The sequence below is a fragment of the Nocardioides candidus genome, assembly GCF_041321175.1.
Classification (GTDB): Bacteria; Actinomycetota; Actinomycetes; order Propionibacteriales; family Nocardioidaceae; genus Nocardioides.
Window position 1 is genome coordinate 217,311 of sequence record NZ_JBGGWC010000001.1, and the last position, 19,711, is coordinate 237,021.

Here is a 19,711-nt window from a genome sequence, read left to right on the forward strand (position 1 = left end):
GGGGGACCACGATAGGAGCGGTTCCTAGCGGGCCGTCGGCTTTTCGCGAGAACGACGACCGCCGTCAGGAAAGAGGTAACGCGTGATCACAAGCAGGACCGCGATGACCTGGATCACGGTCGCACCAAGCCATGCCGCGATCGCCTCGGTCGGCACCGACCACGACACCCCCCACCACGCGTACATCACGAACACTGCATCGGCGATCCCGATCTGCACGGCGGTCGCTACGTACGTGTACTTGGCAACCCTTTTGCGGAGGTCATGCTCGTCGATCTGTCGCTGGAGCTTGTGTTCGCGCTTGCGGTCGCGGTACGGCTCCTTGGGGACGGGCTTCGCCCCTGCGAGGAGCGCCTCCACCTCGGCTGCCGAAGGCCTCCCAGGCGCCGGGTCGGTGGGCGTCGCAGGCTGAAGCGCCGCCGACTTAGGGACCGGCGCGGCTCCCGCCAGCAACTCGTCGGCAGACGCACCCGCGGGCACTCCGGGTTGCCCGTCGTCGGTCGGGTGCCCCAGCTCAGTCACGGGCGATCCGGAGGGTCGCGAGACGGTTGTTCATTGCTTCGAGGGAGACACCAAATGTGTAGGCCAGGGCCGCGGCGTCGAACTTCTTCGCTTGACTCCTGACCTCGTGCTCCGGCATCAGCAACTGTGCCGCGAAGCCGTTCGCGTAGCGTTCCTCCGGGTCCGTTCCGGCTGAGGACAACTGATCACGACGGTCGACGTACTCCCATCCCTCATCGTCGTTGCCAGACCTGCGGATGTAGTGACCAAGCTCGTGCGCGCAGGTGAATCGCTGGCGATTCTCACTGTCGTTGGCGTTCAGGTAGATGGCCGGATCCTGGCCGGCACGCTTCACGAGCAGGCCGGCAACGCCCATATCCAGGTTCGCCGTGAACACGTCGACGCCCAAAGAACGTGCGATCGACACGGGATCGACGGGTACGTCGACTCCGAACGGACCCGCCCATGCGCGATCGAGAAGTTGGGACGCGTCGCGCGTCGCGTCGGCCGCGATGTTCTGCACGTCGTCTCCTTCCTGTGAAGCTTGCGCCCATCATGGCCCCAGGGGCCGACGGAACGTGCGCAGATGACCCGTTCGCGAACGCAGTCCGTGAGACATCCGTGAGAGCAGGAAGGCCCCCGAGCCGGTAAGTCTCGGGGGCCTTCGCCTGTTTCCGCAGGTCAGACCGCGGATGCCTGTGCGCGCCCGTAGGGATTCGAACCCCAAACCTTCTGATCCGTAGTCAGATGCTCTATCCGTTGAGCTACGGGCGCATGCCGCCCTCGCGAGCGACCGGTCGAGAATAGCCGAGGCCGACTCCCAATGCCGAATCGCCCCGTTGTGCGACCATGATGCCGTGGTGTCCGGGTACGAACCGGAGGATCGCGAGCTGTTCGAACGGGCAGCACTCGACCTCTACGAAACGCTGGTCCAGGAGGGGGGTCTCGCCCCGGACGACGCGCGCCTCGAGGACGGCACCGACACCAAGGCCGCGCTGGAGCTGCTGAACGAGCTCAACCTGGTCCAGCTCGACCAGCGCGCCAACCAGTGGCGTCCGCTCGAGCCCGCCACCGTGCAGTCGCGGGTGGTGACGCCGCTGAGCACCGAGGGCGCGCGCCTGCTGGACGAGTCCGCCCGGTGGGCCAAGGCGTTCCAGTCGCTGAGCCACACGTGGCGACGGTCCCCGGTCGCGCAGAGCTCGGGCCCGTTCACCTACCTCCACAACGAGGCGATCAACCCCTACCTGACCGCGCTCGTCGGCGATGCCGAGGAGGAGCTGCTCACTGCGCAGCCGCAGACCGGACGCGACGCGCAGTCGATCGCGACGGCGGCCCTGCGCGACACCGAGGCACTCGACCGCGGGATCTCGATGCGCACGCTCTACCAGCACAGCGCGCGTCGCAGCGCGATCACCCAGAAGTACGTCGCCGCCGTGACCGCTCGTGGCGCGGAGGTGCGCACGCTCGACGAGTTCTTCAACCGGATGATCGTGGTGGACCGCCGCGTGGCCGTGATCCCGGCAGCCGACACGCTGGCCACCGCGGTCGTCGTGCGCGAGCCCGCCGTCGTCGCCTACCTGATCGACGTCTTCGAGCGGGCGTGGGCACGGGCGCGGCCCTTCGCGGTCGCGGAGGAGACAGCCGTCAAGGAGATCGCCGTCGAGCAGCGGTCGATGACGATCCGGATGCTGATCGCCGGGCATGCTGATGCGGTGAGTGCGAAGCGGCTCGGGGTGAGCCCGCGGACCTACGCGGGATACGTCGCCGACCTGAAGGCGGAGTACGACGCGGACACCCGGTTCCAGCTGGGCTACATGATGGGCAACGCCGGGATCTCCGGCAACGAGACAGCCGACGACCCGGCTGGTCCGCCAGCCGGGAAGTAGCGACCGCCAGGTCTGTGGGTCAGCGTGGTGCGTGGTGGTGCGGCGCGACGCGGCAAGCGCCCCCGCAGCCCCAGCCGGTGTCAGCACCGGCGTGCGCCGACGGTGCGGTGACCGCAGTGAGCCCCACTGTCGCCACCGTCGCCGCGAACAGCAGCGCCGCCCTTCGTCCGAACTCCCTCATCACTCCGCCTCCGATTGGGTGTCGGGGTCGCACGAGCCCCCATACGACAACGAGTCGTGTGCTGCCTAGCCAAACATCCCGACCCCTCAACGCGCAACGCCAAGGAAATTTTCTTTCCCGTACGCCGATCGCCCGGACGATCGCCCGCGAAATGCAAGGACCCCCGGCGAGGTGCTCGCCGGGGGTCGACGCGGAGGCGGAGGGATTTGAACCCTCGATGGGGTTGTAGCCCCAAACCCGCTTAGCAGGCGGGCGCCATAGACCGGACTAGGCGACGCCTCCCCACCGACCGGTGGCCGGTCGGCAGGGACAGGCTACAAGGCGCCGACCGGCGCCACCGAATCGGCCCGTCAGCGCGCCGAGCGCTCGAGGTGGGCGCGTACGTCGCGCGCGAAATCGTCCTTGTCGCCGGCCAGGATCTCGACCGGGATCGTCGTGGACCGGCCGTCCTTCAGGCGGAGGACGACGCAGGGCACGTCCTGCGGCTGGGTGGCCACGGCGTCCTCGACCTCGCTCCACCGCGCCTCACCGACCCCCGCGCCGCGCACCAGTCGGACGCGGTAGCCCTGGGCGGTCAGCCGCACCACGCTGACCCGGGTGCGCAGCCACCACGCGAGGACGACGAGCCCCAGGAGGCCGGCGGCGAGGAGCACGACGAGCAGGTCGGGCCCCAGGCCCGCGGCCGCGACACCGACGGTGCTGACGAGGATGACCACCGCGAAGAGGATGAGGTAGGCGCCGACGAACCGGGCCACGACCAGAGGAGCCATCCGGTAGTCGACGGGAGTGGACGGTTCGGTGCTGCTCACACGCGAACTCTAGACTCGGCCTCCGGAGACCCGGCCCTCGGTGGGGTCTGCCGAGGAGGGGTGCCGGAGTGGCCGATCGGAACCGCCTTGAAAGCGGTCGTAGGGAGACCTACCGCGGGTTCGAATCCCGCCCCCTCTGCTGCAGGCGGCCGGCTTCGTCCTCGTCGAGGCAGGCGAGCCGGTCGCAGAGGACGTCGGGATCGACGGCCAGCTCGGCGGCGGCCTCCTCGACCGAGCTGGCCCAGGTGAGCACCTCGGCCACCCGCGCGATGGAGGGCAGCAGGAGGCGGGCGGTCTCGCGTCGTACGCGGAGCTCCTCGCGCGCCGCCAGCACGCCGACCAACGTCGGACCGCGCTCCGCATGGAGGCACTCGTGCAGGACGGTGCAGCGGCGCTCCTCGAAGGTGAGGTCGCTGCGCAGGCTGATCACCTTCTCGTCGAAGAGGGTGAAGCCGCGGTCGGGGTCGTCCTCCGGGTCGTGCCAGCGCAGGGTCCAGTCACCGAGAGCGCGCAGGCGGTGCCAGGGATTGATCACGCCCGCACGGTAGGCGCGACGCCCGTCACTTCTCCTTGGCCGATGACTTCCCGGACCGACCGCGCGCGGCGCGCTTCTGGACCATGGGGGTCGCCTTCTTGCGGGCCCGGCGGTCCTCGAGGTCACCGACCTTGCGCTTGCGCTCGAACGCCTGCAGGTCGCCCGCCCAGTCGCGCGCGTCGAGGTCGAGCGCGATCGCGATCCGCACCAGCTGACTGACGTGCACCAGTCGTGGCTCGGCGTAGGGCGACAGGATGTTCGCGAGGGTGCTCCGGGGGATGCCGGACGCCTGCGACAGCTTCTCCTGGGTCAGGCCCGAGTCGAGGAACGCTCGACGGACCATCTTGGTGGCTTCGACATTGATCGGATCTGAGGCCTGTTCTCTCTGTCCCACGGGCGCATCCTATTCCAATTTGAACAGATCGGCCAGCCGGTCTTGCATTTTGTCTTATACCGAACTAGTGTCGCGTCCTGTGTCCTACCTTGAACAGCGCGGAGAGCGCGTCCACCAGGCTGCAGTCGGCGCGGTCAACGCGGAGATCGCCCGCCAGGGCGTGACCGTCTCGGAGGTGGCGAAGGCCGCCGCCATGCCGAGGACGACGCTGCACAACAGGTTGCGCGGCAAGGGCGACATGACCGTCTCCGAGCTGGTCCGCGTCGCGATCGCGCTCGACGTGCCGGCGGCCGCCCTCCTCACCTCGGCGATGGAGGCGGCACAGGTCGAGGAGGAGCGCGACTAGGGTCGGGGCGTGAGCAGCGCCTCCGCCGATCCCCCACGGACCCGCCGTAGCCAGGCCGAGCGCCGGCAGTCCACGCAGGCCCAGCTGATCGCCGCGACGATCGAGAGCCTGGTGGAGGACGGCTGGAGCGGCACGACGACCCGGTCGGTGGCCCAGCGCGCGGGCGTGAGCCAGGGGGCGCAGCAGCACTACTTCCCCACGAAGCGCGCGCTCGTCGAGGCCGCCCTCGGCGCGATCCTCGAGGAGCAGGCGACCATCGCCGCGACCTGGGACGTGCCCACGACCCAGTCCGAGCGCCTGGAGTTCCTCCTCGACCGCCTCTGGGACATCCACTGCCTCCCGGTCAACCTGGCGATCCAAGAGCTGCTCACCGTCGCCCGCACCGACCCGGAGACGGCCGCGGGGATCGCAGGGCTGCACGTGGCTGCCGAGACGGCGGCGATCGACGCGGCGCGGGCGCTGGTGCCCGAGCTCGCCGACCACCCCGAGCTCGCCCTCTGGGTGCGTGCCTCGGTCGCGACGATGCGCGGCCTCGTCGGCGTCGCCGCCGTTGCCGACCCGGCCGACAGCGACGTCTGGCCGCACGCGCGCGCCGTGCTGCTGCGCGGACGCCCCCGCTAGCCGGGAGTCAGCCCAGCTCGACCAGGAGGTCGCCCTCCTGCACCACGTCGCCGGTCGAGACCTTGATCTCCCGCACGACGCCACCGACCTCGGCGATCACCGGGATCTCCATCTTCATCGACTCCAGCAGCAGCACGGTCTCGCCCGCGGCGACGGTGTCCCCCACGGACACCTCGACCTGCAGCACGTTCGCGACCATCTCGGCTCTGATCTCCGACGCCTGACTGCGCATGACGGTGACGCTACGGGTTACCCGTCGGTACCGCGCCATCGGCTCACGGGCGTCACAGCAGCGCGGAGGTGCGCCGCGGCTCCGGTCGTACGGCGGCAGCCTGCTCCGCCGTACGACGTCGTCGTCCTGCGTTGCCGGTCATCGCGAGGTCGAGGCGGATCACCACGAACGCGAGCACCAGCCCGACCACGAGCCCGTAGACCGCCGAGAGCACGACCTCGCCGAGGTCCACCGCGGGGTTGCCCAGCGAGGTCGCGACGGGCGAGGTCGCGGCGACCCCGAACGCGCAGACCCACCAGCCCTGCCGGCGCCGGGCCCGCATGTGCGACCCGTAGGCCAGCGCCGGCACGCCGAGCACCGCGACGATCGGGCGGGGGAAGGCGCCGAGGTGCTCCCGGCTCCAGTCGACGCGCTCCAGCAGCCAGTCGACGAGACCGGTCGAGCCGTAGCGGCGGAGCAGCTCGGCATAGAGCAGCGTCGCGAGGAGCAGGGCCGCCCCGACCGCGACCACGATGACGCCGCGGCGACCGAGGCCGTGCAGGCCCGCACCGAGCCGGAAGACGAGGACCACAGCGCCGACGAGCGCGAGACCGAGGCCGAGGTACTCGAACCGGGTCACGTCGATCGCCGGCTCGAACCCGACGGCGGCCATCGCGCCGACGCCGGCCAGCACCATGCCGACGAGGCACTCCCGCACGGCCGCGGGGAAGGTCTGGGCAGGCACGGTCGCCATCACCCCGAGGACGGCTGCCACGACCGTGGTGAGGACCGCGGCGCCGGTGGAGACGACGTCCTGGTCGACCCAGGTGGCGAGCAGGCCGATCGCCAGCGCGAGCATCCCGAAGATCACCGGCCGCCCGCCCGTGCGCGCCGCCAGTGCCCAGGAGTAGGACGCCGCGATCGCGACAGACCCGGTCGCGCCGAACCAGTCCGGACCCACCGGCACCATCGCGCAGACCAACGCGGCCGTGCTGGCGAGCACGAGGACCGCCCACACGACCAGCGGCAACCGCGACGTCGCGATGCCGGAGACGCGTCGCTGCACCCCGCCCAGAGCGGGCCGAGCGGCGACGCGGGTGGCGTGACGGGACACGACCGGCAACCCTACAAGCGGCGGTTGGCCAGCGACGGGTTGGTACGACGCGCGGCGTCGAGCACGGCACGATCGATCTCGGCCGTCACCACGACGGGCTCCGCCGCATCGCCGGCGTCGGCCTCGGCGACGACGTCGCCGAGCGGGTCCACGACCATCGAGTGGCCCGTGTAGCGGGGAGCGGGCTGGCCGACCGCGGCGACGTACACCGTGTTCTCGATGGCGCGGGCGGTGACCAGTGTGCGCCAGTGGTGCACCTTGCGGGGGCCGGCCACCCAGGCCGCCGGCACCACCACGAGCTCGGCGCCCTCGTCGACGAGCCGCCGGGTGAGCTCGGGGAAGCGGAGGTCGTAGCAGGTCATCAGACCGACCCGCCAGCCGGCGACGTCGACCACCGTCGGCGCCACCGGACCGGCCGTGAGGCGGTCGGACTCGCGGTGGCCGAAGGAGTCGTAGAGGTGGACCTTGCGGTACGAGGCCTCGGCGCTGCCCCTCATCACGAGGGTGTTGTAGGGACGCGCCGGGTCGTCGCTGCGCTCGAACATGCCGGCGACGACGGCGCCTCCGCGGGCGGCGGCGACCCGCGCCACCTCCGTGGCGAACGGCCCGCCGAGGTCCTCGGCATCGTCGCTGACGTCGGAGCCCACCTCGCCGAAGTCGCGGGCGAACGCCTCGGGGAAGACGACCAGGTCCTGACCCTCCGGCGCGAGCCGGTCGAGAGCGGACCTGTTGGCCGCGGGGTCGAGGCCGGACGCGGCCTGCACCAGCGCCAGGCGCAGGCTGTCGCTGGGCTCATCGGCGTGGCTCACCCCACCAGTGTCCCCGACCGGCCCCCGTGCCGCCGTACGCCGTCGTTTGCGAGACTCCTCGGGTGATCGAGCCCGGCCTCACCAGCTTCGCCGCCATCATCCTGGCCGGCGGCCAGGCGACCCGCCTCGGCGGCGCCGACAAGGCGTCCATCGAGGTGCACGGGCGCACCCTGCTCGAGCACGCGCTCGACGCCGTCATCGACGCGAGTGAGGTCGTCGTGGTCGGGCACAGCGTGCCGACCGAGCGGCCGGTGACGTTCGTCGTCGAGGACCCCCAGTACGGCGGCCCCGTCGCCGGTTTGCTGACGGGCCGTGACGCGCTCCTGCGCTCCTTCCCCACGCTCGCGGTGCTCGCGGTCGACATGCCGTTCCTGACCGCGGCGACGCTGCGACGGCTGCAGGACGCCGCTGTCGACCACGACGGTGCCGTGCTCGCCGATCCCGACGGCCGGCGACAGCTGGCCTTCGTCGTCGCGTCCGCGGCGCTCGACCGGGTCCGTCCCGACCACGAGGCCCAGCACGGCCACGCGCTGTGGCCGATGCTGGACCAGCTCGACGTGGTCGTCGTGCCGGCGCACGCCCGGGAGCACCGCGACGTCGACACGTGGACCGACCTGCGCGACCTGGCCGACGACTGAGACACGCCGGCCGCAGGCTGATCGGCAAATCGGGTCTTGTCAGGGGCCCGCGCCGAAGTTCACTCTTGAGGAGTGAACCTCCACGACTGGATCGATGAGCTCTGCGACCTCCTCGACGTCGAGAGCGAGGCCGACGAGGCCCTGCTGGGAGACCTCGCCGAGGTGGCGCACGACAACGTGCACCCGACCGCGGGACCGGTGACGGCCTTCCTGCTCGGCGTCGCGGCCGGTGCCCGCGACGCGGGCCCCGACGCCGTCGAGCGGATGGCGGCGAAGGTGCAGGCGCTCGCCGAGGCCTGGGACCGGCCCGCCGGCGCGGCGGACGAGACCGAGGAGGACAGCGAGGCGGACCGCGAGGTCGACGACGACCTCAGCCACCTCGACGAGATCGACGAGGACGACGACGACGTCGACGAGGAGGAGGAGCAGGAGCAGGACCTCCTGGTCTGACCGGGCAGGATGGGCACATGCGTGCCGTGACGACGACCGAGCCCGGCGGTCCCGAGGTACTGACCCTCAGCGAGCTTCCCGACCCGGAGCCCGGCAGCGGCGAGGTGGTCATCGACGTCGCCGCGACGGCGATCAACAGGGCGGACCTGCTGCAGCGGAGGGGCTTCTACCCGCCCCCGCCGGGTGCCTCGGACATCATCGGGCTGGAGTGCAGCGGCACGATCACCGCCGTCGGCGACGGCGTGACCGGCTGGGAGGTGGGCGCGCAGGTGTGCGCCCTGCTCGCGGGCGGCGGCTACGCCAGCAAGGTCGCCGTACCTGCCGGTCAGGTGATGCCGCTGCCGGAGGGCGTCGACCTGGTGACCGCGGCCGCGCTCCCCGAGGTCGCCTGCACCGTGTGGTCCAACGTGTTCATGGTCGCCCGGTTGCAGCAGGACGAGGTCTTCCTCGTCCACGGCGGCGGTGGCGGCATCGGCACCTTCGCGATCCAGCTGGCCGCGGCCGCCGGCGCGCGCGTCTTCGCGACGGCCGGCAGCGAGGAGAAGCTCGAGCTGTGCCGCTCGCTCGGCGCCGAGGTCGCGATCAACTACCACGACGAGGACTTCGTCGAGGTGGTGCGCTCGCACACCGACGGCCGCGGCGCCGACGTGGTCCTCGACAACATGGGTGCCCAGTACCTCCAGCGCAACGTCGACGTGCTCGCCGACGAGGGCCGGCTGGTCATCATCGGGATGCAGGGCGGGGTGAAGGCCGAGCTCGACATCAGCGCGCTGCTCGGCAAGCGCGGCGCCGTCATCGCGACCGCCCTCCGCTCGCGACCGGTCGACGGCAAGTCCGCGATCTGCGCGTCGGTCGTCGAGCACGTGTGGCCGCTCGTCGCCGGCGGCGAGGTCCGGCCCATCGTGCACACGGTGCTGCCGCTCGCCGAGGTCGCCGAGGCGCACCGCATCGTGGAGGCGAGCAGCCACAGCGGCAAGGTGCTGCTGACCCCTTGATTAAGGTGGGGGCCATGAGCGAGTCACCCGACGCCCCCGAGCAGCAGATCGTCGTCATCGGCCCCGACGGCCAGCCGGTCGCCTCGATGCCGGCGAGCGCCGCGGCCGGTGAGGCGGACGACGGCGGCGAGGAGGGCGAGCGCGCCCTGACCGACCTGGTCGAGCAGCCCGCGAAGGTGATGCGGATCGGCAGCATGATCCGCCAGCTGCTCGAGGAGGTGAAGGCCGCGCCGCTCGACGACGCGAGCCGGCAGCGTCTCCGCGACGTCCACCAGGCCTCCATCAAGGAGCTGGAGGCCGGGCTGGCTCCGGAGCTGGTCGAGGAGCTCGACCGGCTCTCGCTCCCGTTCACCGACGACGCGACGCCCTCGGACGCCGAGCTCCGCATCGCCCAGGCCCAGCTGGTGGGGTGGCTCGAAGGTCTCTTCCACGGCATCCAGACGGCGATCTACGCCCAGCAGATGGCAGCGCGTGCCCAGTTCGAGCAGATCCGGAAGGCGCTGCCCCCGGGGGTGCAGCCGGGTGCGGCACCGGGCATGCCGCCCGAGCAGGCCGGCGCGGGCGAGGAGAGCCGCAGCGGCGGCGGGATGTATCTCTGAGCGCTACGCGCGCCGCTTGCCGACCCGCGAGAGCAGGAGCAGGCCCAGCACGCCGACGAGCGCGACCGCAGCGCCGGGCGCGGCCAGCCGGCCCAGGTCGGGGACCACACGGGTGCCGTCGGACGGGGCCGACAGGTCGACCTCGGGCGTCTCGGCGACAGGCTCGCTCGCCAGCGCGGCCTTGAGCGCGCTCTGCTGCTGAGCACTGAGCCCGCCCCGCAGCAGCTGGGTGCCGGAGCACGCGGGGGTCGCGAAGTGGTCCATGCCCTGCTCGGTCGTCACGAAGAAGAGGTAGGTGCGCCCGATCACGAGCTTGGCGAGCCCGCCCTCGGCCGTCGGCGTCGTGGTGACCTGCACGCGGTCGCCGGGACGCAGGTCGGTGCGGAAGGTCGCGGTCACCTGCACGGTGTGCGTCCAGTCGCTCGGCTTGCGGGGCTTGTCCTCCCGGCCCGCCCGCCCGGTGCCGCCGTCGACGGACTGGAGCGCCTTGGCGGAGCGCACCTTGCCCGCGAACACGTCGGTGGCGTCGTCGGCCTTGGCCCGGACCGCCGTCGTGCTGGCGAGGTCGAGCGGCTCGCACACGGCCGCGCGGTTGCCCGACGCGATCGCGCCGGCAGAGGCCTGGAGGCCCGGCAGGACCGAGGAGGCGAGGACCGCGAGCAGCAGGGCCAGGGTCGTCCGGGTCGCCGCGATCATCCGTCCAGGGTAGGGCGTCGTCGCGCTCATCCGAACCAGCGGTCCAGCTCGTCGGCGGCCCCGTCGTCGTCCACCGTGCCGGTGACCGCGTCCGCGGCGTCCTGCACCTCCGGGACCGACTGGCCCATCGCGACGCCGCGGCCGGCCCAGGTCAGCATCTCGATGTCGTTGCGGCCGTCACCGATCGCGAGCACGTCCGCGGCGTCGATCCCGAGCCGCTCGGCGACGTACTCCAGGCCGGAGGCCTTCGACACCCCCACCGGCGCCAGGTCCAGCCAGGCGGTCCACCCGACGACGTAGTCGGTGCCCTGCAGCCCGAGGTCGGCGGCCATCGCGACGAAGTCCTCCGCGGTGGCCTGGGGGTCGCGGATGATGACGCGACTGACCGGCGCGGACACCAGGTCGTCCAGCCGCGTCACGATCAGCTCGCCGCCGAGCTCCCCGTCCGGGAACGGGGCGGACACCCGGTAGCCGACGCCGCGCTCCTCGATGGCGACCAGGGCGTCCGGATGACGTTGGAGTACGGCGTGCACGGCCGGCGCGGCGTCGAAGGTCACCTCGTGCACGATCTCCGTCGGCGGGTGGCGCACGATGACCGAGCCGTTGGAGGCGACGATCCACAGGCGACCGTCGGCGTCGACCGGGTCACGGAGCCCGAGCTGGTCGGCGATCACCGTCATGCTGTGCGGCGCCCTGCCGGAGGCCAGCACGACGTGCGCCCCCGCCGCGAGGGCACGCTGCACGCTGTCGCGCACGCGCGCGGGCACCTCCTCGTGCGTGGTGCCCCGACCGCCGACGACCCACTTCAGCAGGGTGCCGTCGATGTCGAGCCCGACCAGCCTCGGCTGCCACCCCGGCATCGGATCAGACCGGCTTGATCAGCTCGAGGCCGCCGAGGTAGGGCTGGAGCGCCTGTGGCACCCGTACCGAACCGTCGGCCTGCTGATGGGTCTCGAGGATCGCCACGATCGCCCGCGTGATCGCGGTGAGGGTGCCGTTGAGCGTCGCCACCGGGCGGACCCGGCTGTCCGGCCCGTCGGCGCGGCTGCGGATGTCGAGGCGGCGCGCCTGGAACTCGGTGCAGTTGGAGGTCGAGGTGAGCTCGCGGTACTTGCCCTGGGTCGGGATCCACGCCTCGCAGTCGAACTTCCGGATCGCCGAGAGCCCCAGGTCACCCGCGGCAACGTCGATGACCCGGTAGGCGAGCTCGAGCTTGTCGAGGAACTCCCGCTCCCAGGCGAGCAGCCGCTCGTGCTCCGCGGGGGCCTCCTCGATCGTGGTGTAGACGAACATCTCCACCTTGTCGAACCAGTGCACGCGGATGATGCCCTTGGTGTCCTTGCCGTGCGAACCGGCCTCCTTGCGGAAGCACGGGCTGAAGGCGGCGTAGCGGAGCGGCAGCGCACCCTCGTCGAGGATCTCGTCGGAGTGGTAGGCCGCCATCGGCACCTCCGAGGTGCCGACCAGGTAGAGGTCCTCGCCCTCGATCCGGTAGACGTCGTCCGCGGCCTGCCCGAGGAAGCCGGTGCCCTCCATCGCCCTCGGCCGCACCAGCGACGGCGCGATCACCTGGGTGAAGCCGGCCGCCCGGGCCTGGTCCATCGCCATGTTGACCAGCGCGAGCTCGAGCTGCGCGCCGATGCCGGTCAGGAAGTAGAAGCGGCTGCCGCTCACCTTGGCGCCGCGGTCGAGGTCGATCGCACCGAGCAGCTGGCCGAGCTCGACGTGGTCGCGCGGCTCGAAGCCCTCCGCCGCGAAGTCGCGCGGCGTGCCGACGTGCTCGAGGACGACGAAGTCGTCCTCACCGCCGGCCGGCGCCTCGTCGGCGGCCAGGTTGGGGATCGCCTTGAGGGTCTCGGTCCACTCCTCCTCGGCGGCCGCGCGCGCGGCCTCGGCGGCCTTCACCTCGACGGCGAGCGACTTGGTGCGCGCGAGCAGGTCCTGCCTCTCCTCCGGAGAGGCCTTCGGGATGAGCGCACCGAGCGACTTCTGCTCGGCCCGCTTCGCCTCGAAGTCCGCGATCGCAGCGCGTCGCGCGGCGTCGGCGGCCAGCCCCCGGTCGACCACGTCGTCGGACAGCCCGCGCTTCGCCTGGGCGGCGCGGACGCGGTCGGGCTCGTCGCGGAGGGTGCGCGGGTCGATCATGCCCGCGAATCTATCGGGCGGGTGCAGCGCGCACCCAACTGAAAGGAGCTCAGAAGGCCGCGATCGGCTCGGGGGTCGGGAAGATCTCGTCGAGCTCGGCCAGGTCCTCCGCGCCCGGCACCCAGGCCGCGGTGGCGGCGTTGGCCCGCACCTGCTCCGGGCTGGTCGCGCCGGCGATGACGCTGCTGACCGGTTCCTGGGCGAGCAACCAGCCGATCGCGACGGTGACCTCGCTGACCCCACGGGCCGCCGCGAACTCCGCGTAGCGCTTCAGCTGGGGCGACGCGGCCACCTCGAGCAGGTGCTGGCGACTGCGGGTGAGCCGGCTGCCCGCCGGGGCGGTGCCGCCGGCGTACTTGCCGGTCAGGAGGCCGTTGGCGAGCGGGAAGTACGGCAGCAGTCCGATGCCGTAGGCGCGGCACGCGGGCACGACCTCGAGCTCGGCTCGACGGTCGATGAGGTTGTACTGGCTCTGGCTGCTGACGAACCGCTCGGCGCCGAGCTCCCGGGCGACGAGCTCGGCCTCGGCGATCCGCCACCCGGCCCGGTTGGAGTGGCCGACGTAGCGGACCTTGCCGGAGCGGACCAGGTCGTCGAGGGCCCGCAGCGTCTCCTCGATCGGGGTGGCGGCGTCGGGGGTGTGGAACTGGTAGAGGTCGATCCGGTCGGTGCCCAGCCGCCGCAACGAGGCCTCGACCGAGGCGACGATGTAGCGCCGGCCGCCGCGGGCGCCGAAGTCCGGCCCGTTGGCACCGCCTGCGTCCATGCCGAACTTCGTGGCGACCACGACCTCGTCCCGCCGTGCCCCGAGCGCGGCGCCCAGCCGCTCCTCGGCCAGACCGGGCCGGGAGCCGTAGGTGTCGGCGACGTCGAAGAGGGTGATCCCGGCGTCGATCGCCGCGCCGACCACGCGGTCGGAGCCCTCCTGCGACTCCGTCGCCGCGCCGGGCCGGCCGAGGTTGTTGCAGCCCAGGCCGACGGCGGAGACGGCCAGGCCGGAGCGGCCGAGGCGGCGCAGGGGCGGGTGCGGATCGGTGGTCACGGCTACGACGTTAACGGTCGGAGGAAGTAGCCTCACCCGCGTGCTGGACCGCCCTCGTCAGACTCCCCTGATCTTCGCGGTCGCCTGCCTCGTCGTGTTCGGCGTGCTCGCGGCCGGGGTCCAGGCCGACTGGGCGTGGATCAAGGACGTCGACGACACCGGCCGGTCGCTGCACCGGTGGGCGGACGACCACGGCGGCCTGGTCGACGTGCTGCGCGGGATCGAGATCGCGTTCGACACCATCGCCACGCTGGTCTGGACGGCGGTGCTGACGATCGCGATGTACGCCAAGGGGCACCGGCGGGCGGCCGTGCTCGTGCTCGCGGTGATGGCGGCGACCCTCCTCGCCACCTACCTGACCAAGGCGGCCTTCGGACGGCACCGGCCGCTCTGGCAGGAGCGGCGGTGGTCGCTGGACAACGGCTCCTTCCCGTCCGGCCACGCGACCTACATCACCGCGCTGGCCGGTCTGTGCCTGGTGCTGGCCGTGATGCTGGTGCGCCGCTCCAACATCCGCCGCCTGATCGGCGTCGGTCTCGTGGTCGTGGTCGTGGTCGTGTGCCTCGACCGGGTGCTCCTGGGCCGCCACTACTGGTCCGACGTGACGGGCGGTGTGCTGATGAGCGCCGGCCTGGTGCTGCTCGGCGTGACGCTCTACAACCCGCTGCCGCGCAGCCACGCCCTCAACGCGCTGCCGCTCCCGCAGGCGCTGCCCTCCTCCAACGACCTCGCCGTCGTGCTCAACCCGATCAAGGTCGAGGACGTCGCGCAGTTCCAGGCGATCGTCCACCAGATGGCGTCGGAGTCGGGGTGGAAGGAGCCGCGGTGGTACTTCACGACGGCTGACGACTCCGGCACCGGCCAGGCCGAGCAGGCCTCCGTCGACGGCGCCGACCTGGTCGTCGTCTGCGGCGGCGACGGCACCGTGCGCGAGGTCTGCGCCGAGCTCGCCGGGACGGGCATCCCGGTCGGCATCATCCCCGCGGGCACCGGGAACCTGCTGGCCCGCAACCTCGACATCCCGCTCTTCCTCCGCGCGGCCGTCGACGTCGCCCTCAACGGCCAGGACCGCGCCATCGACATGGTCCGCGTCACCGGCGACGGCGTGGGCGACGACACCCACTTCATGGTCATGGCCGGCATGGGCTTCGACGCCGCGATCATGGAGGGCGTCAACGAGGACATCAAGAAGAAGGTCGGCTGGCTGGCCTACGTCCTGTCGGCGCTCAAGGCGCTGATGTTCCCGACGATGCGCCTCGAGGTCTCGATCGACGCCGGGGAGTTCACCAAGCACCGCGCCCGCACCTGTGTGGTCGGCAACGTCGGCAGCCTGCAGGGCGGCATGAACCTCATCCCCGACGCCGCGATCGACGACGGGCAGCTCGACGTGGTGCTGCTCTACCCGCGGCGGTTCCTCAGCTGGATCCCGCTCGTCGTCCGGGTCCTCAGCCGCCGCGAGGAGCGCGCCGGGGAGTCCGTGGCCCGCTTCAAGGGCCGCTCGGTCGTCGTACGCGCGTCGCAGGAGGTGCCGCGCCAGCTCGACGGCGACTCCATCGGCATGGGCCAGGAGCTGCACATGGAGTGCATCCACGGCCGCCTGCTGGTCCGCGTGCCGCGCTAGGAGCTACGGCCGGGCGTGGCTGATCGCCTCGGTCTCCTCGGGCGAGAGGTCCTGGTCGCTGCGCCACGCGGTGACGCTCTTGGTGTAGGTGCGTGCCTCGTTGCGGCCGCGGATCGAGGTCAGCACGACCCCGTTGCCGTCGTCGTCCAGGAGGGCGAGCGACCACGACAGCCGGCCGCCCATCTCCTCGAAGGCGTCGTAGCGCACCACCGCGAGGTGCCGCAGCGCCCCGGCCGCCTCCTTGCGGAGGGCGGCGACCTCCTTGCGCAGCCCGAGTACGTCGACCGGCAGGTCGGCATCGGCCGTCGGCCTGATCCTCAGCCAGGTCAGCAACGCGAGGAGGAGGGCGGCAGCGGCGACGACGAGGGCGAGGGCCGCGAGCAGGGTGGGCACCTTGGCAAAGGTAGGTCGTCCCGCCGGTGAGAATGCGGCGGCAGGCCGCAGGGCGGCGCCATTACCCTGAGGACATGCCCCGCATCGCCTACCAGGGGGAACCCGGCGCCAACTCCCACAACGTCTGCAACCAGCACTACCCGGACTGGGAGTCGGTGCCGTGCGCGTCGTTCGAGGACGCGTTCGCGGCGGTGACGAGCGGCGACGCCGACCTCGCCATGATCCCGATCGACAACTCGATCGCCGGCCGGGTCTCCGACATCCACCACTTCCTGCCGGAGTCCGACCTCCACATCGTGGCGGAGCACTTCCAGCGCATCGAGTTCTCCCTGATGGCCGTGCCGGGTGCCGGGCTCGACACCATCCGCACCGTGCACAGCCACGTCCACGCGCTGGGCCAGTGCCGCCGGGTGATCCGCGAGCTCGGTCTGACCCCCTTGATCTCCGGCGACACCGCAGGGGCGGCCCGGGAGGTGGCCGAGGCCGCTGATCCGACCCAGGCGGCCATCGCTCCCCCGCTCGCGGCCGAGATCTACGGCCTCGAGGTCCTGCGCGCCGACGTGGAGGACGAGGACCACAACACGACCCGCTTCGTGGTGCTCTCCCGCGACTTCGTGGCCGCGCCGGCCGGCAACGGTCCGGTCGTCACCAGCTTCGTCTTCAACGTGCGCAACCTGCCGGCCGCGCTCTACAAGGCACTCGGCGGCTTCGCGACCAACGGGATCAACATGACCAAGCTGGAGAGCTACATGGTCGGGGGCCACTTCGCCGCGACGCAGTTCCTCGCCGAGGTCGACGGACACCCCGACGACCCGGGCCTCAAGCGGGCGCTGGAGGAGCTGGCCTTCTTCACCACCGACATCAAGATCCTCGGCGTCTACCCCGCCGACCCGTTCCGGGGATAGCGCGGACGTCATACGGTGGGAGCCGCCGGCGGCTCGGAGCGTACGACGTCCGCGACCGCCGATCGCCAAGATTGTCTGACAATCCGTTAGGGTGCCCGCCATGACCGACCAGCAGAGCAACCCCGGTGTCGACAGCGAGGTGGGGCGCCTCCGCACGGTGATGCTGCACCGTCCCGGCGGCGAGCTCCAGCGGCTGACCCCGCGCAACAACGACCGCCTGCTCTTCGACGGCGTGCCGTGGGTCGCGCGGGCCCAGGACGAGCACGACGCCTTCGCCGACGCGCTGCGCGGCCGCGGGGTCGAGGTGCTCTACCTCACCGAGCTGCTCACCGAGACCCTGGCCGATCCCGAGGCCCGGCAGATCGCCATCGAGACGGCGCTGACCGACCTCGACCTCGGCGAGACCCTGCGCGTCTACCTGCGTGGCTTCCTCGGTGACGCCACGCCCGAGGAGCTCACCGACTACCTGACGGCGGGCATCCGCAACGACGAGGTGCGCGGTGGGTTCGGGCTGGTCACCAGCCTGCTCGCCTTCGACGACTTCCTCGTCGACCCGCTGCCCAACCTGCTCTTCACGCGCGACTCGTCGGTCTGGGTCCGCGACCGCGTCGCGATCACCTCGCTCGCGATGCCTGCTCGCAAGCGCGAGACGCAGCTGACCGAGCTCATCTACGGGCGTCACCCGCGCTTCGCCGCCAGCCCTCGGATCCTCGGTCACCACTTCGAGCACGTCGAGGGCGGCGACGTATTGCTGCTGGCGCCGGGGGTCATCGCCGTCGGCGTGGGCGAGCGCACCACCCCGGCGGGCGCGGAGCGGTTCGCCCGGCAGGTCTTCGAGACCGGCCTCGCCGAGACCGTCCTCGCGGTGCCGATCGCGCAGGAGCGCGCGACGATGCACCTCGACACCGTCTGCACGATGGTCGACGTCGACAAGGTCGTGATGTACCCCAACGTCGCGCACACCCTGACGGCGTACGCCGTCACCCGGCGTCCCGACACCGACCCCACCGCGCTCGACCTCGACGTGGCCCCGCCCGAGCCGTTCCTGGTCGCGGCCGCGAAGGCGATGCAGCTCGACACGCTGCACCAGATCGACACCGGCCTCGACCCGGTGACCGCCGAGCGCGAGCAGTGGGACGACGGCAACAACACGCTGGCCCTCGCGCCCCGGCTCGCCGTGGCCTACGAGCGCAACGACGGCACCAACAGCCGCCTGGAGGCGGCGGGCATCGAGGTGATCCGGATCGCCGGCTCCGAGCTGGGCTCCGGGCGGGGCGGGCCCCGTTGCATGAGCTGTCCGATCGCGCGTGACCCGATGCCATGACGGCGCGTTGCCGATAAGGTCGAACCAGCGCGAATTGCCGCGCACATGGGGAGACCTCACCGAAAGGGTCAGCATGGCAACGTTCTTCGAGCACTTCACCCCGAAAGAGGTCGCAAAGATCAGCGGCCTCGGACGCCGCGTGCACCTTCCTGAGGGCTGGTCCCCGATCTGGAAGGACACCCCTGCGGACAAGGCCTACATCATCCTCGACGGCACCGTCTCCGTACGCCGTGACGGCGAGGAGGTCGCCCAGCTCGGCCCGGGCGACATCGTCGGCGAGGCCGCGATCATGGGCCACTCGCTCCGCACCGCGACCATCGTCGCGCTCACGGAGCTCGACTGCATCCACCTCACCGACGAGACGCTGATCCAGCTCGACAAGGAGATGCCGAGCTTCCACGACGCGCTGGTCGAGGTCGCCCAGTCCCGCGTCAACCCCTGAGCCCTGCGTGACCGCACCCGAGTCGCCGGCCGACTCCTCCGACGGAGCGGCCGGCCAGGGTGAGCTCGAGGACCTCGAGGAGCACCTGCTCCGCGAGCGTCCGTCGCTCACCCAGGCCGAGGTCGCCGAGCAGGCCGGCCTGCCGCTGGAGGTCGCGCAGAAGATCCGGCGGCTGCTCGGCTTCGCCCAGGCCGACCCCGACGACCGCGCCTTCACCCAGGCCGACGTCCGCGCCTACACGCTGACCCGCGACCTCATCGAGCTCGGCATCCTCTCCGAGGAGCGCCAGGAGGGCCTGGTCCGCACCTGGGGCCGCAGCTTCGCGCGCCTCGCCGAGTGGCAGATCGCGCTCGTCGCCGACATCGCGCTCGAGGCCGGCATCGAGGAGCCCTCGGGCCTGCTGGAGCTCGCCGACGAGATCATGCCCAAGGTCGAGGAGCTCCAGAGCTTCGTGTGGCGCCGCCACCTCGTGACGGCCGCGACGCGGCTCCTGACGACCACCGGCGACGACCCGGGCTCGATGCAGCAGGCCGTCTGCTTCGTCGACATCGTCGGCTACACCTCCCGCTCACGCACGCTCTCCGACCGCGAGCTGGTCGGCTGGCTGGAGGACTTCGAGACCGCCGCCCTCGACATCGTCGTCGAGCACGAGGGCCGCATCATCAAGAACATCGGCGACGAGCTCCTCATCGTCGCCGACTCCGCGACCGCCGCCGCCGACATCGCCCTGGAGCTGACCCGCCGCGGCGCCGACGAGGACGACGACTTCCCCGCGGTCCGCGCCGGCGTGGCGTACGGCGACGTGGTCATCCGGCTCGGCGACGTCTTCGGGCCCGTGGTCAACATCGCCTCCCGGCTGACCAGCGTCGCCCGGCCGGGGACGGTGCTGGTCGACCTGGGGATGTACTCCGCGATCACCGGCCGGTCCGGTGACGACGACGACCACCACGACCCGCGATCGGGCGACTCGCCCTACCGCCTCCGGCGGCTGCGCCGGGTGTCGGTGAAGGGATACTCGCGGCTCAAGGCCTGGGCGCTGCAGCCGGCCTGAGGC

At 71.7% G+C, this 19,711-nt stretch carries 25 protein-coding genes and 3 tRNA genes; 13 read left to right on the forward strand and 15 right to left on the reverse strand.

Features of this window, described 5'->3' with window-relative positions; genetic code table 11:
* Positions 1 to 24 precede the first annotated feature (24 nt).
* The 3 genes from ACAX67_RS01030 to ACAX67_RS01040 all read right to left on the reverse strand — a co-directional run bounded on the left by ACAX67_RS01030 (position 25) and on the right by ACAX67_RS01040 (position 1,275).
* On the reverse strand, positions 25 to 522 hold the full coding sequence (locus tag ACAX67_RS01030) for a hypothetical protein (protein ID WP_370701956.1): 498 nt from the start codon (positions 520 to 522) through the stop codon (positions 25 to 27).
* Entirely contained in the window at positions 515 to 1,024 is a 510-nt protein-coding gene (locus ACAX67_RS01035) for an ImmA/IrrE family metallo-endopeptidase (RefSeq protein WP_370701957.1), read from the reverse strand. Before ACAX67_RS01035 ends, ACAX67_RS01030 begins: the two co-directional genes overlap by 8 nt.
* A gap of 178 nt (positions 1,025 to 1,202) precedes the next feature.
* Positions 1,203 to 1,275: transfer RNA gene (locus ACAX67_RS01040), tRNA-Arg, on the reverse strand.
* 86 nt (positions 1,276 to 1,361) lie between these two features.
* On the opposite strand from ACAX67_RS01040, the gene ACAX67_RS01045 reads away from it, so the two are divergent.
* Positions 1,362 to 2,387, forward strand: a complete 1,026-nt coding sequence (locus ACAX67_RS01045; protein ID WP_370701958.1) for a LuxR family transcriptional regulator — start codon at positions 1,362 to 1,364, stop codon at positions 2,385 to 2,387.
* A gap of 372 nt (positions 2,388 to 2,759) precedes the next feature.
* Here ACAX67_RS01045 and ACAX67_RS01050 read toward each other — a convergent pair.
* Both ACAX67_RS01050 and ACAX67_RS01055 read right to left on the reverse strand, forming a co-directional pair.
* A tRNA-Ser gene (locus ACAX67_RS01050) sits at positions 2,760 to 2,850 on the reverse strand.
* A gap of 68 nt (positions 2,851 to 2,918) precedes the next feature.
* Positions 2,919 to 3,377 carry a hypothetical protein gene (locus ACAX67_RS01055; RefSeq protein WP_370701959.1) on the reverse strand — a complete coding sequence of 153 codons (459 nt, stop codon included), beginning with the start codon at positions 3,375 to 3,377 and terminating at the stop codon, positions 2,919 to 2,921.
* A 54-nt stretch (positions 3,378 to 3,431) separates the two neighbouring features.
* On the opposite strand from ACAX67_RS01055, the gene ACAX67_RS01060 reads away from it, so the two are divergent.
* Positions 3,432 to 3,516, forward strand: a tRNA-Ser gene (locus tag ACAX67_RS01060).
* Here the strand turns inward: ACAX67_RS01060 and ACAX67_RS01065 are convergent.
* Positions 3,487 to 3,912: a hypothetical protein gene (locus tag ACAX67_RS01065; RefSeq protein ID WP_370701960.1), complete on the reverse strand. Its 426-nt coding sequence runs from the start codon at positions 3,910 to 3,912 to the stop codon at positions 3,487 to 3,489. The genes ACAX67_RS01060 and ACAX67_RS01065 overlap by 30 nt on opposite strands.
* Before the next feature lie 25 nt (positions 3,913 to 3,937).
* The gene (locus tag ACAX67_RS01070; protein WP_370701961.1) at positions 3,938 to 4,306 is read right to left on the reverse strand and encodes a helix-turn-helix domain-containing protein; all 369 of its coding nucleotides are present in this window, start codon (positions 4,304 to 4,306) and stop codon (positions 3,938 to 3,940) included.
* 79 nt (positions 4,307 to 4,385) lie between these two features.
* Here ACAX67_RS01070 and ACAX67_RS01075 point away from each other — a divergent pair, with 79 nt between their 5' ends.
* Together ACAX67_RS01075 and ACAX67_RS01080 are read left to right on the forward strand one after the other, a co-directional pair.
* Complete coding sequence (locus ACAX67_RS01075) at positions 4,386 to 4,652, forward strand: hypothetical protein (RefSeq protein ID WP_370701962.1); 267 nt, start codon at positions 4,386 to 4,388, stop codon at positions 4,650 to 4,652.
* 9 nt (positions 4,653 to 4,661) lie between these two features.
* A complete protein-coding gene (locus ACAX67_RS01080) occupies positions 4,662 to 5,273 on the forward strand; it encodes a TetR/AcrR family transcriptional regulator (RefSeq protein ID WP_370701963.1) in 612 nt (203 codons plus the stop codon).
* Positions 5,274 to 5,280: 7 nt separating this feature from the next.
* Here ACAX67_RS01080 and ACAX67_RS01085 read toward each other — a convergent pair whose 3' ends face one another.
* From ACAX67_RS01085 to ACAX67_RS01095, 3 genes are read right to left on the reverse strand one after another with little or no spacing between them, the layout of a single operon-like run.
* A complete protein-coding gene (locus ACAX67_RS01085) occupies positions 5,281 to 5,505 on the reverse strand; it encodes a biotin/lipoyl-binding carrier protein (RefSeq protein WP_370701964.1) in 225 nt (74 codons plus the stop codon).
* A 52-nt stretch (positions 5,506 to 5,557) separates the two neighbouring features.
* Positions 5,558 to 6,598 (reverse strand): hypothetical protein, encoded by a 1,041-nt coding sequence (locus ACAX67_RS01090; protein WP_370701965.1) that lies wholly within the window; start codon positions 6,596 to 6,598, stop codon positions 5,558 to 5,560.
* Between the two features lie 11 nt (positions 6,599 to 6,609).
* Complete coding sequence (locus ACAX67_RS01095) at positions 6,610 to 7,407, reverse strand: carbon-nitrogen hydrolase family protein (RefSeq protein ID WP_370701966.1); 798 nt, start codon at positions 7,405 to 7,407, stop codon at positions 6,610 to 6,612.
* A 62-nt stretch (positions 7,408 to 7,469) separates the two neighbouring features.
* On the opposite strand from ACAX67_RS01095, the gene mobA reads away from it, so the two are divergent.
* From mobA to ACAX67_RS01115, 4 genes are all read left to right on the forward strand, one after another.
* On the forward strand, positions 7,470 to 8,045 hold the full coding sequence (gene mobA, locus ACAX67_RS01100; protein WP_370701967.1) for a molybdenum cofactor guanylyltransferase: 576 nt from the start codon (positions 7,470 to 7,472) through the stop codon (positions 8,043 to 8,045).
* 72 nt (positions 8,046 to 8,117) lie between these two features.
* Positions 8,118 to 8,495, forward strand: a complete 378-nt coding sequence (locus ACAX67_RS01105) for a DUF6457 domain-containing protein (RefSeq protein ID WP_370701968.1) — start codon at positions 8,118 to 8,120, stop codon at positions 8,493 to 8,495.
* Positions 8,496 to 8,512: 17 nt separating this feature from the next.
* A complete protein-coding gene (locus ACAX67_RS01110) occupies positions 8,513 to 9,490 on the forward strand; it encodes an NAD(P)H-quinone oxidoreductase (protein WP_370701969.1) in 978 nt (325 codons plus the stop codon).
* A gap of 14 nt (positions 9,491 to 9,504) precedes the next feature.
* Positions 9,505 to 10,089, forward strand: coding sequence for a bacterial proteasome activator family protein (locus ACAX67_RS01115; protein ID WP_370701970.1), 585 nt, complete (start codon positions 9,505 to 9,507; stop codon positions 10,087 to 10,089).
* 3 nt (positions 10,090 to 10,092) lie between these two features.
* Here ACAX67_RS01115 and ACAX67_RS01120 read toward each other — a convergent pair whose 3' ends face one another.
* The 4 genes from ACAX67_RS01120 to ACAX67_RS01135 are packed head-to-tail and all read right to left on the reverse strand — an operon-like array spanning position 10,093 to position 13,972.
* Positions 10,093 to 10,785 (reverse strand): hypothetical protein, encoded by a 693-nt coding sequence (locus ACAX67_RS01120; protein WP_370701971.1) that lies wholly within the window; start codon positions 10,783 to 10,785, stop codon positions 10,093 to 10,095.
* A gap of 26 nt (positions 10,786 to 10,811) precedes the next feature.
* Positions 10,812 to 11,645 carry an HAD family hydrolase gene (locus tag ACAX67_RS01125; protein WP_370701972.1) on the reverse strand — a complete coding sequence of 278 codons (834 nt, stop codon included), beginning with the start codon at positions 11,643 to 11,645 and terminating at the stop codon, positions 10,812 to 10,814.
* Positions 11,646 to 11,649: 4 nt separating this feature from the next.
* A complete protein-coding gene (serS, locus tag ACAX67_RS01130; RefSeq protein ID WP_370701973.1) occupies positions 11,650 to 12,930 on the reverse strand; it encodes a serine--tRNA ligase in 1,281 nt (426 codons plus the stop codon).
* Between the two features lie 49 nt (positions 12,931 to 12,979).
* Positions 12,980 to 13,972: an aldo/keto reductase gene (locus ACAX67_RS01135; protein ID WP_370701974.1), complete on the reverse strand. Its 993-nt coding sequence runs from the start codon at positions 13,970 to 13,972 to the stop codon at positions 12,980 to 12,982.
* Positions 13,973 to 14,012: 40 nt separating this feature from the next.
* On the opposite strand from ACAX67_RS01135, the gene ACAX67_RS01140 reads away from it, so the two are divergent.
* Positions 14,013 to 15,593 (forward strand): bifunctional phosphatase PAP2/diacylglycerol kinase family protein, encoded by a 1,581-nt coding sequence (locus ACAX67_RS01140; RefSeq protein ID WP_370701975.1) that lies wholly within the window; start codon positions 14,013 to 14,015, stop codon positions 15,591 to 15,593.
* A gap of 3 nt (positions 15,594 to 15,596) precedes the next feature.
* On the opposite strand, the gene ACAX67_RS01145 is transcribed toward ACAX67_RS01140, so the two are convergent.
* Positions 15,597 to 15,986, reverse strand: coding sequence for a DUF4446 family protein (locus ACAX67_RS01145; RefSeq protein ID WP_370701976.1), 390 nt, complete (start codon positions 15,984 to 15,986; stop codon positions 15,597 to 15,599).
* Between the two features lie 74 nt (positions 15,987 to 16,060).
* Here ACAX67_RS01145 and ACAX67_RS01150 point away from each other — a divergent pair, with 74 nt between their 5' ends.
* The 4 genes from ACAX67_RS01150 (at position 16,061) to ACAX67_RS01165 (ending at position 19,708) form a co-directional block, all read left to right on the forward strand.
* Entirely contained in the window at positions 16,061 to 16,891 is an 831-nt protein-coding gene (locus tag ACAX67_RS01150; protein WP_370701977.1) for a prephenate dehydratase, read from the forward strand.
* Positions 16,892 to 16,991: 100 nt separating this feature from the next.
* Positions 16,992 to 18,215 (forward strand): arginine deiminase, encoded by a 1,224-nt coding sequence (locus ACAX67_RS01155; protein WP_370701978.1) that lies wholly within the window; start codon positions 16,992 to 16,994, stop codon positions 18,213 to 18,215.
* 73 nt (positions 18,216 to 18,288) lie between these two features.
* Positions 18,289 to 18,657, forward strand: coding sequence for a Crp/Fnr family transcriptional regulator (locus ACAX67_RS01160; RefSeq protein WP_370701979.1), 369 nt, complete (start codon positions 18,289 to 18,291; stop codon positions 18,655 to 18,657).
* Positions 18,658 to 18,664: 7 nt separating this feature from the next.
* Positions 18,665 to 19,708 (forward strand): adenylate/guanylate cyclase domain-containing protein, encoded by a 1,044-nt coding sequence (locus ACAX67_RS01165; protein ID WP_370701980.1) that lies wholly within the window; start codon positions 18,665 to 18,667, stop codon positions 19,706 to 19,708.
* Positions 19,709 to 19,711: the final 3 nt, after the last annotated feature.

Bases quoted from the DNA above. Each gene is read 5' to 3' on its own strand.
- ACAX67_RS01125 (WP_370701972.1), bottom strand. From the start codon at position 11,645: ATGCCGGGGTGGCAGCCGAGGCTGGTCGGGCTCGACATCGACGGCACC.
- serS (WP_370701973.1), bottom strand. From the start codon at position 12,930: ATGATCGACCCGCGCACCCTCCGCGACGAGCCCGACCGCGTCCGCGCC.
- ACAX67_RS01150 (WP_370701977.1), top strand. From the start codon at position 16,061: ATGCCCCGCATCGCCTACCAGGGGGAACCCGGCGCCAACTCCCACAAC.
- ACAX67_RS01120 (WP_370701971.1), bottom strand. From the start codon at position 10,785: ATGATCGCGGCGACCCGGACGACCCTGGCCCTGCTGCTCGCGGTCCTC.
- ACAX67_RS01115 (WP_370701970.1), top strand. From the start codon at position 9,505: ATGAGCGAGTCACCCGACGCCCCCGAGCAGCAGATCGTCGTCATCGGC.
- ACAX67_RS01110 (WP_370701969.1), top strand. From the start codon at position 8,513: ATGCGTGCCGTGACGACGACCGAGCCCGGCGGTCCCGAGGTACTGACC.
- ACAX67_RS01160 (WP_370701979.1), top strand. From the start codon at position 18,289: ATGGCAACGTTCTTCGAGCACTTCACCCCGAAAGAGGTCGCAAAGATC.
- ACAX67_RS01155 (WP_370701978.1), top strand. From the start codon at position 16,992: ATGACCGACCAGCAGAGCAACCCCGGTGTCGACAGCGAGGTGGGGCGC.
- ACAX67_RS01085 (WP_370701964.1), bottom strand. From the start codon at position 5,505: ATGCGCAGTCAGGCGTCGGAGATCAGAGCCGAGATGGTCGCGAACGTG.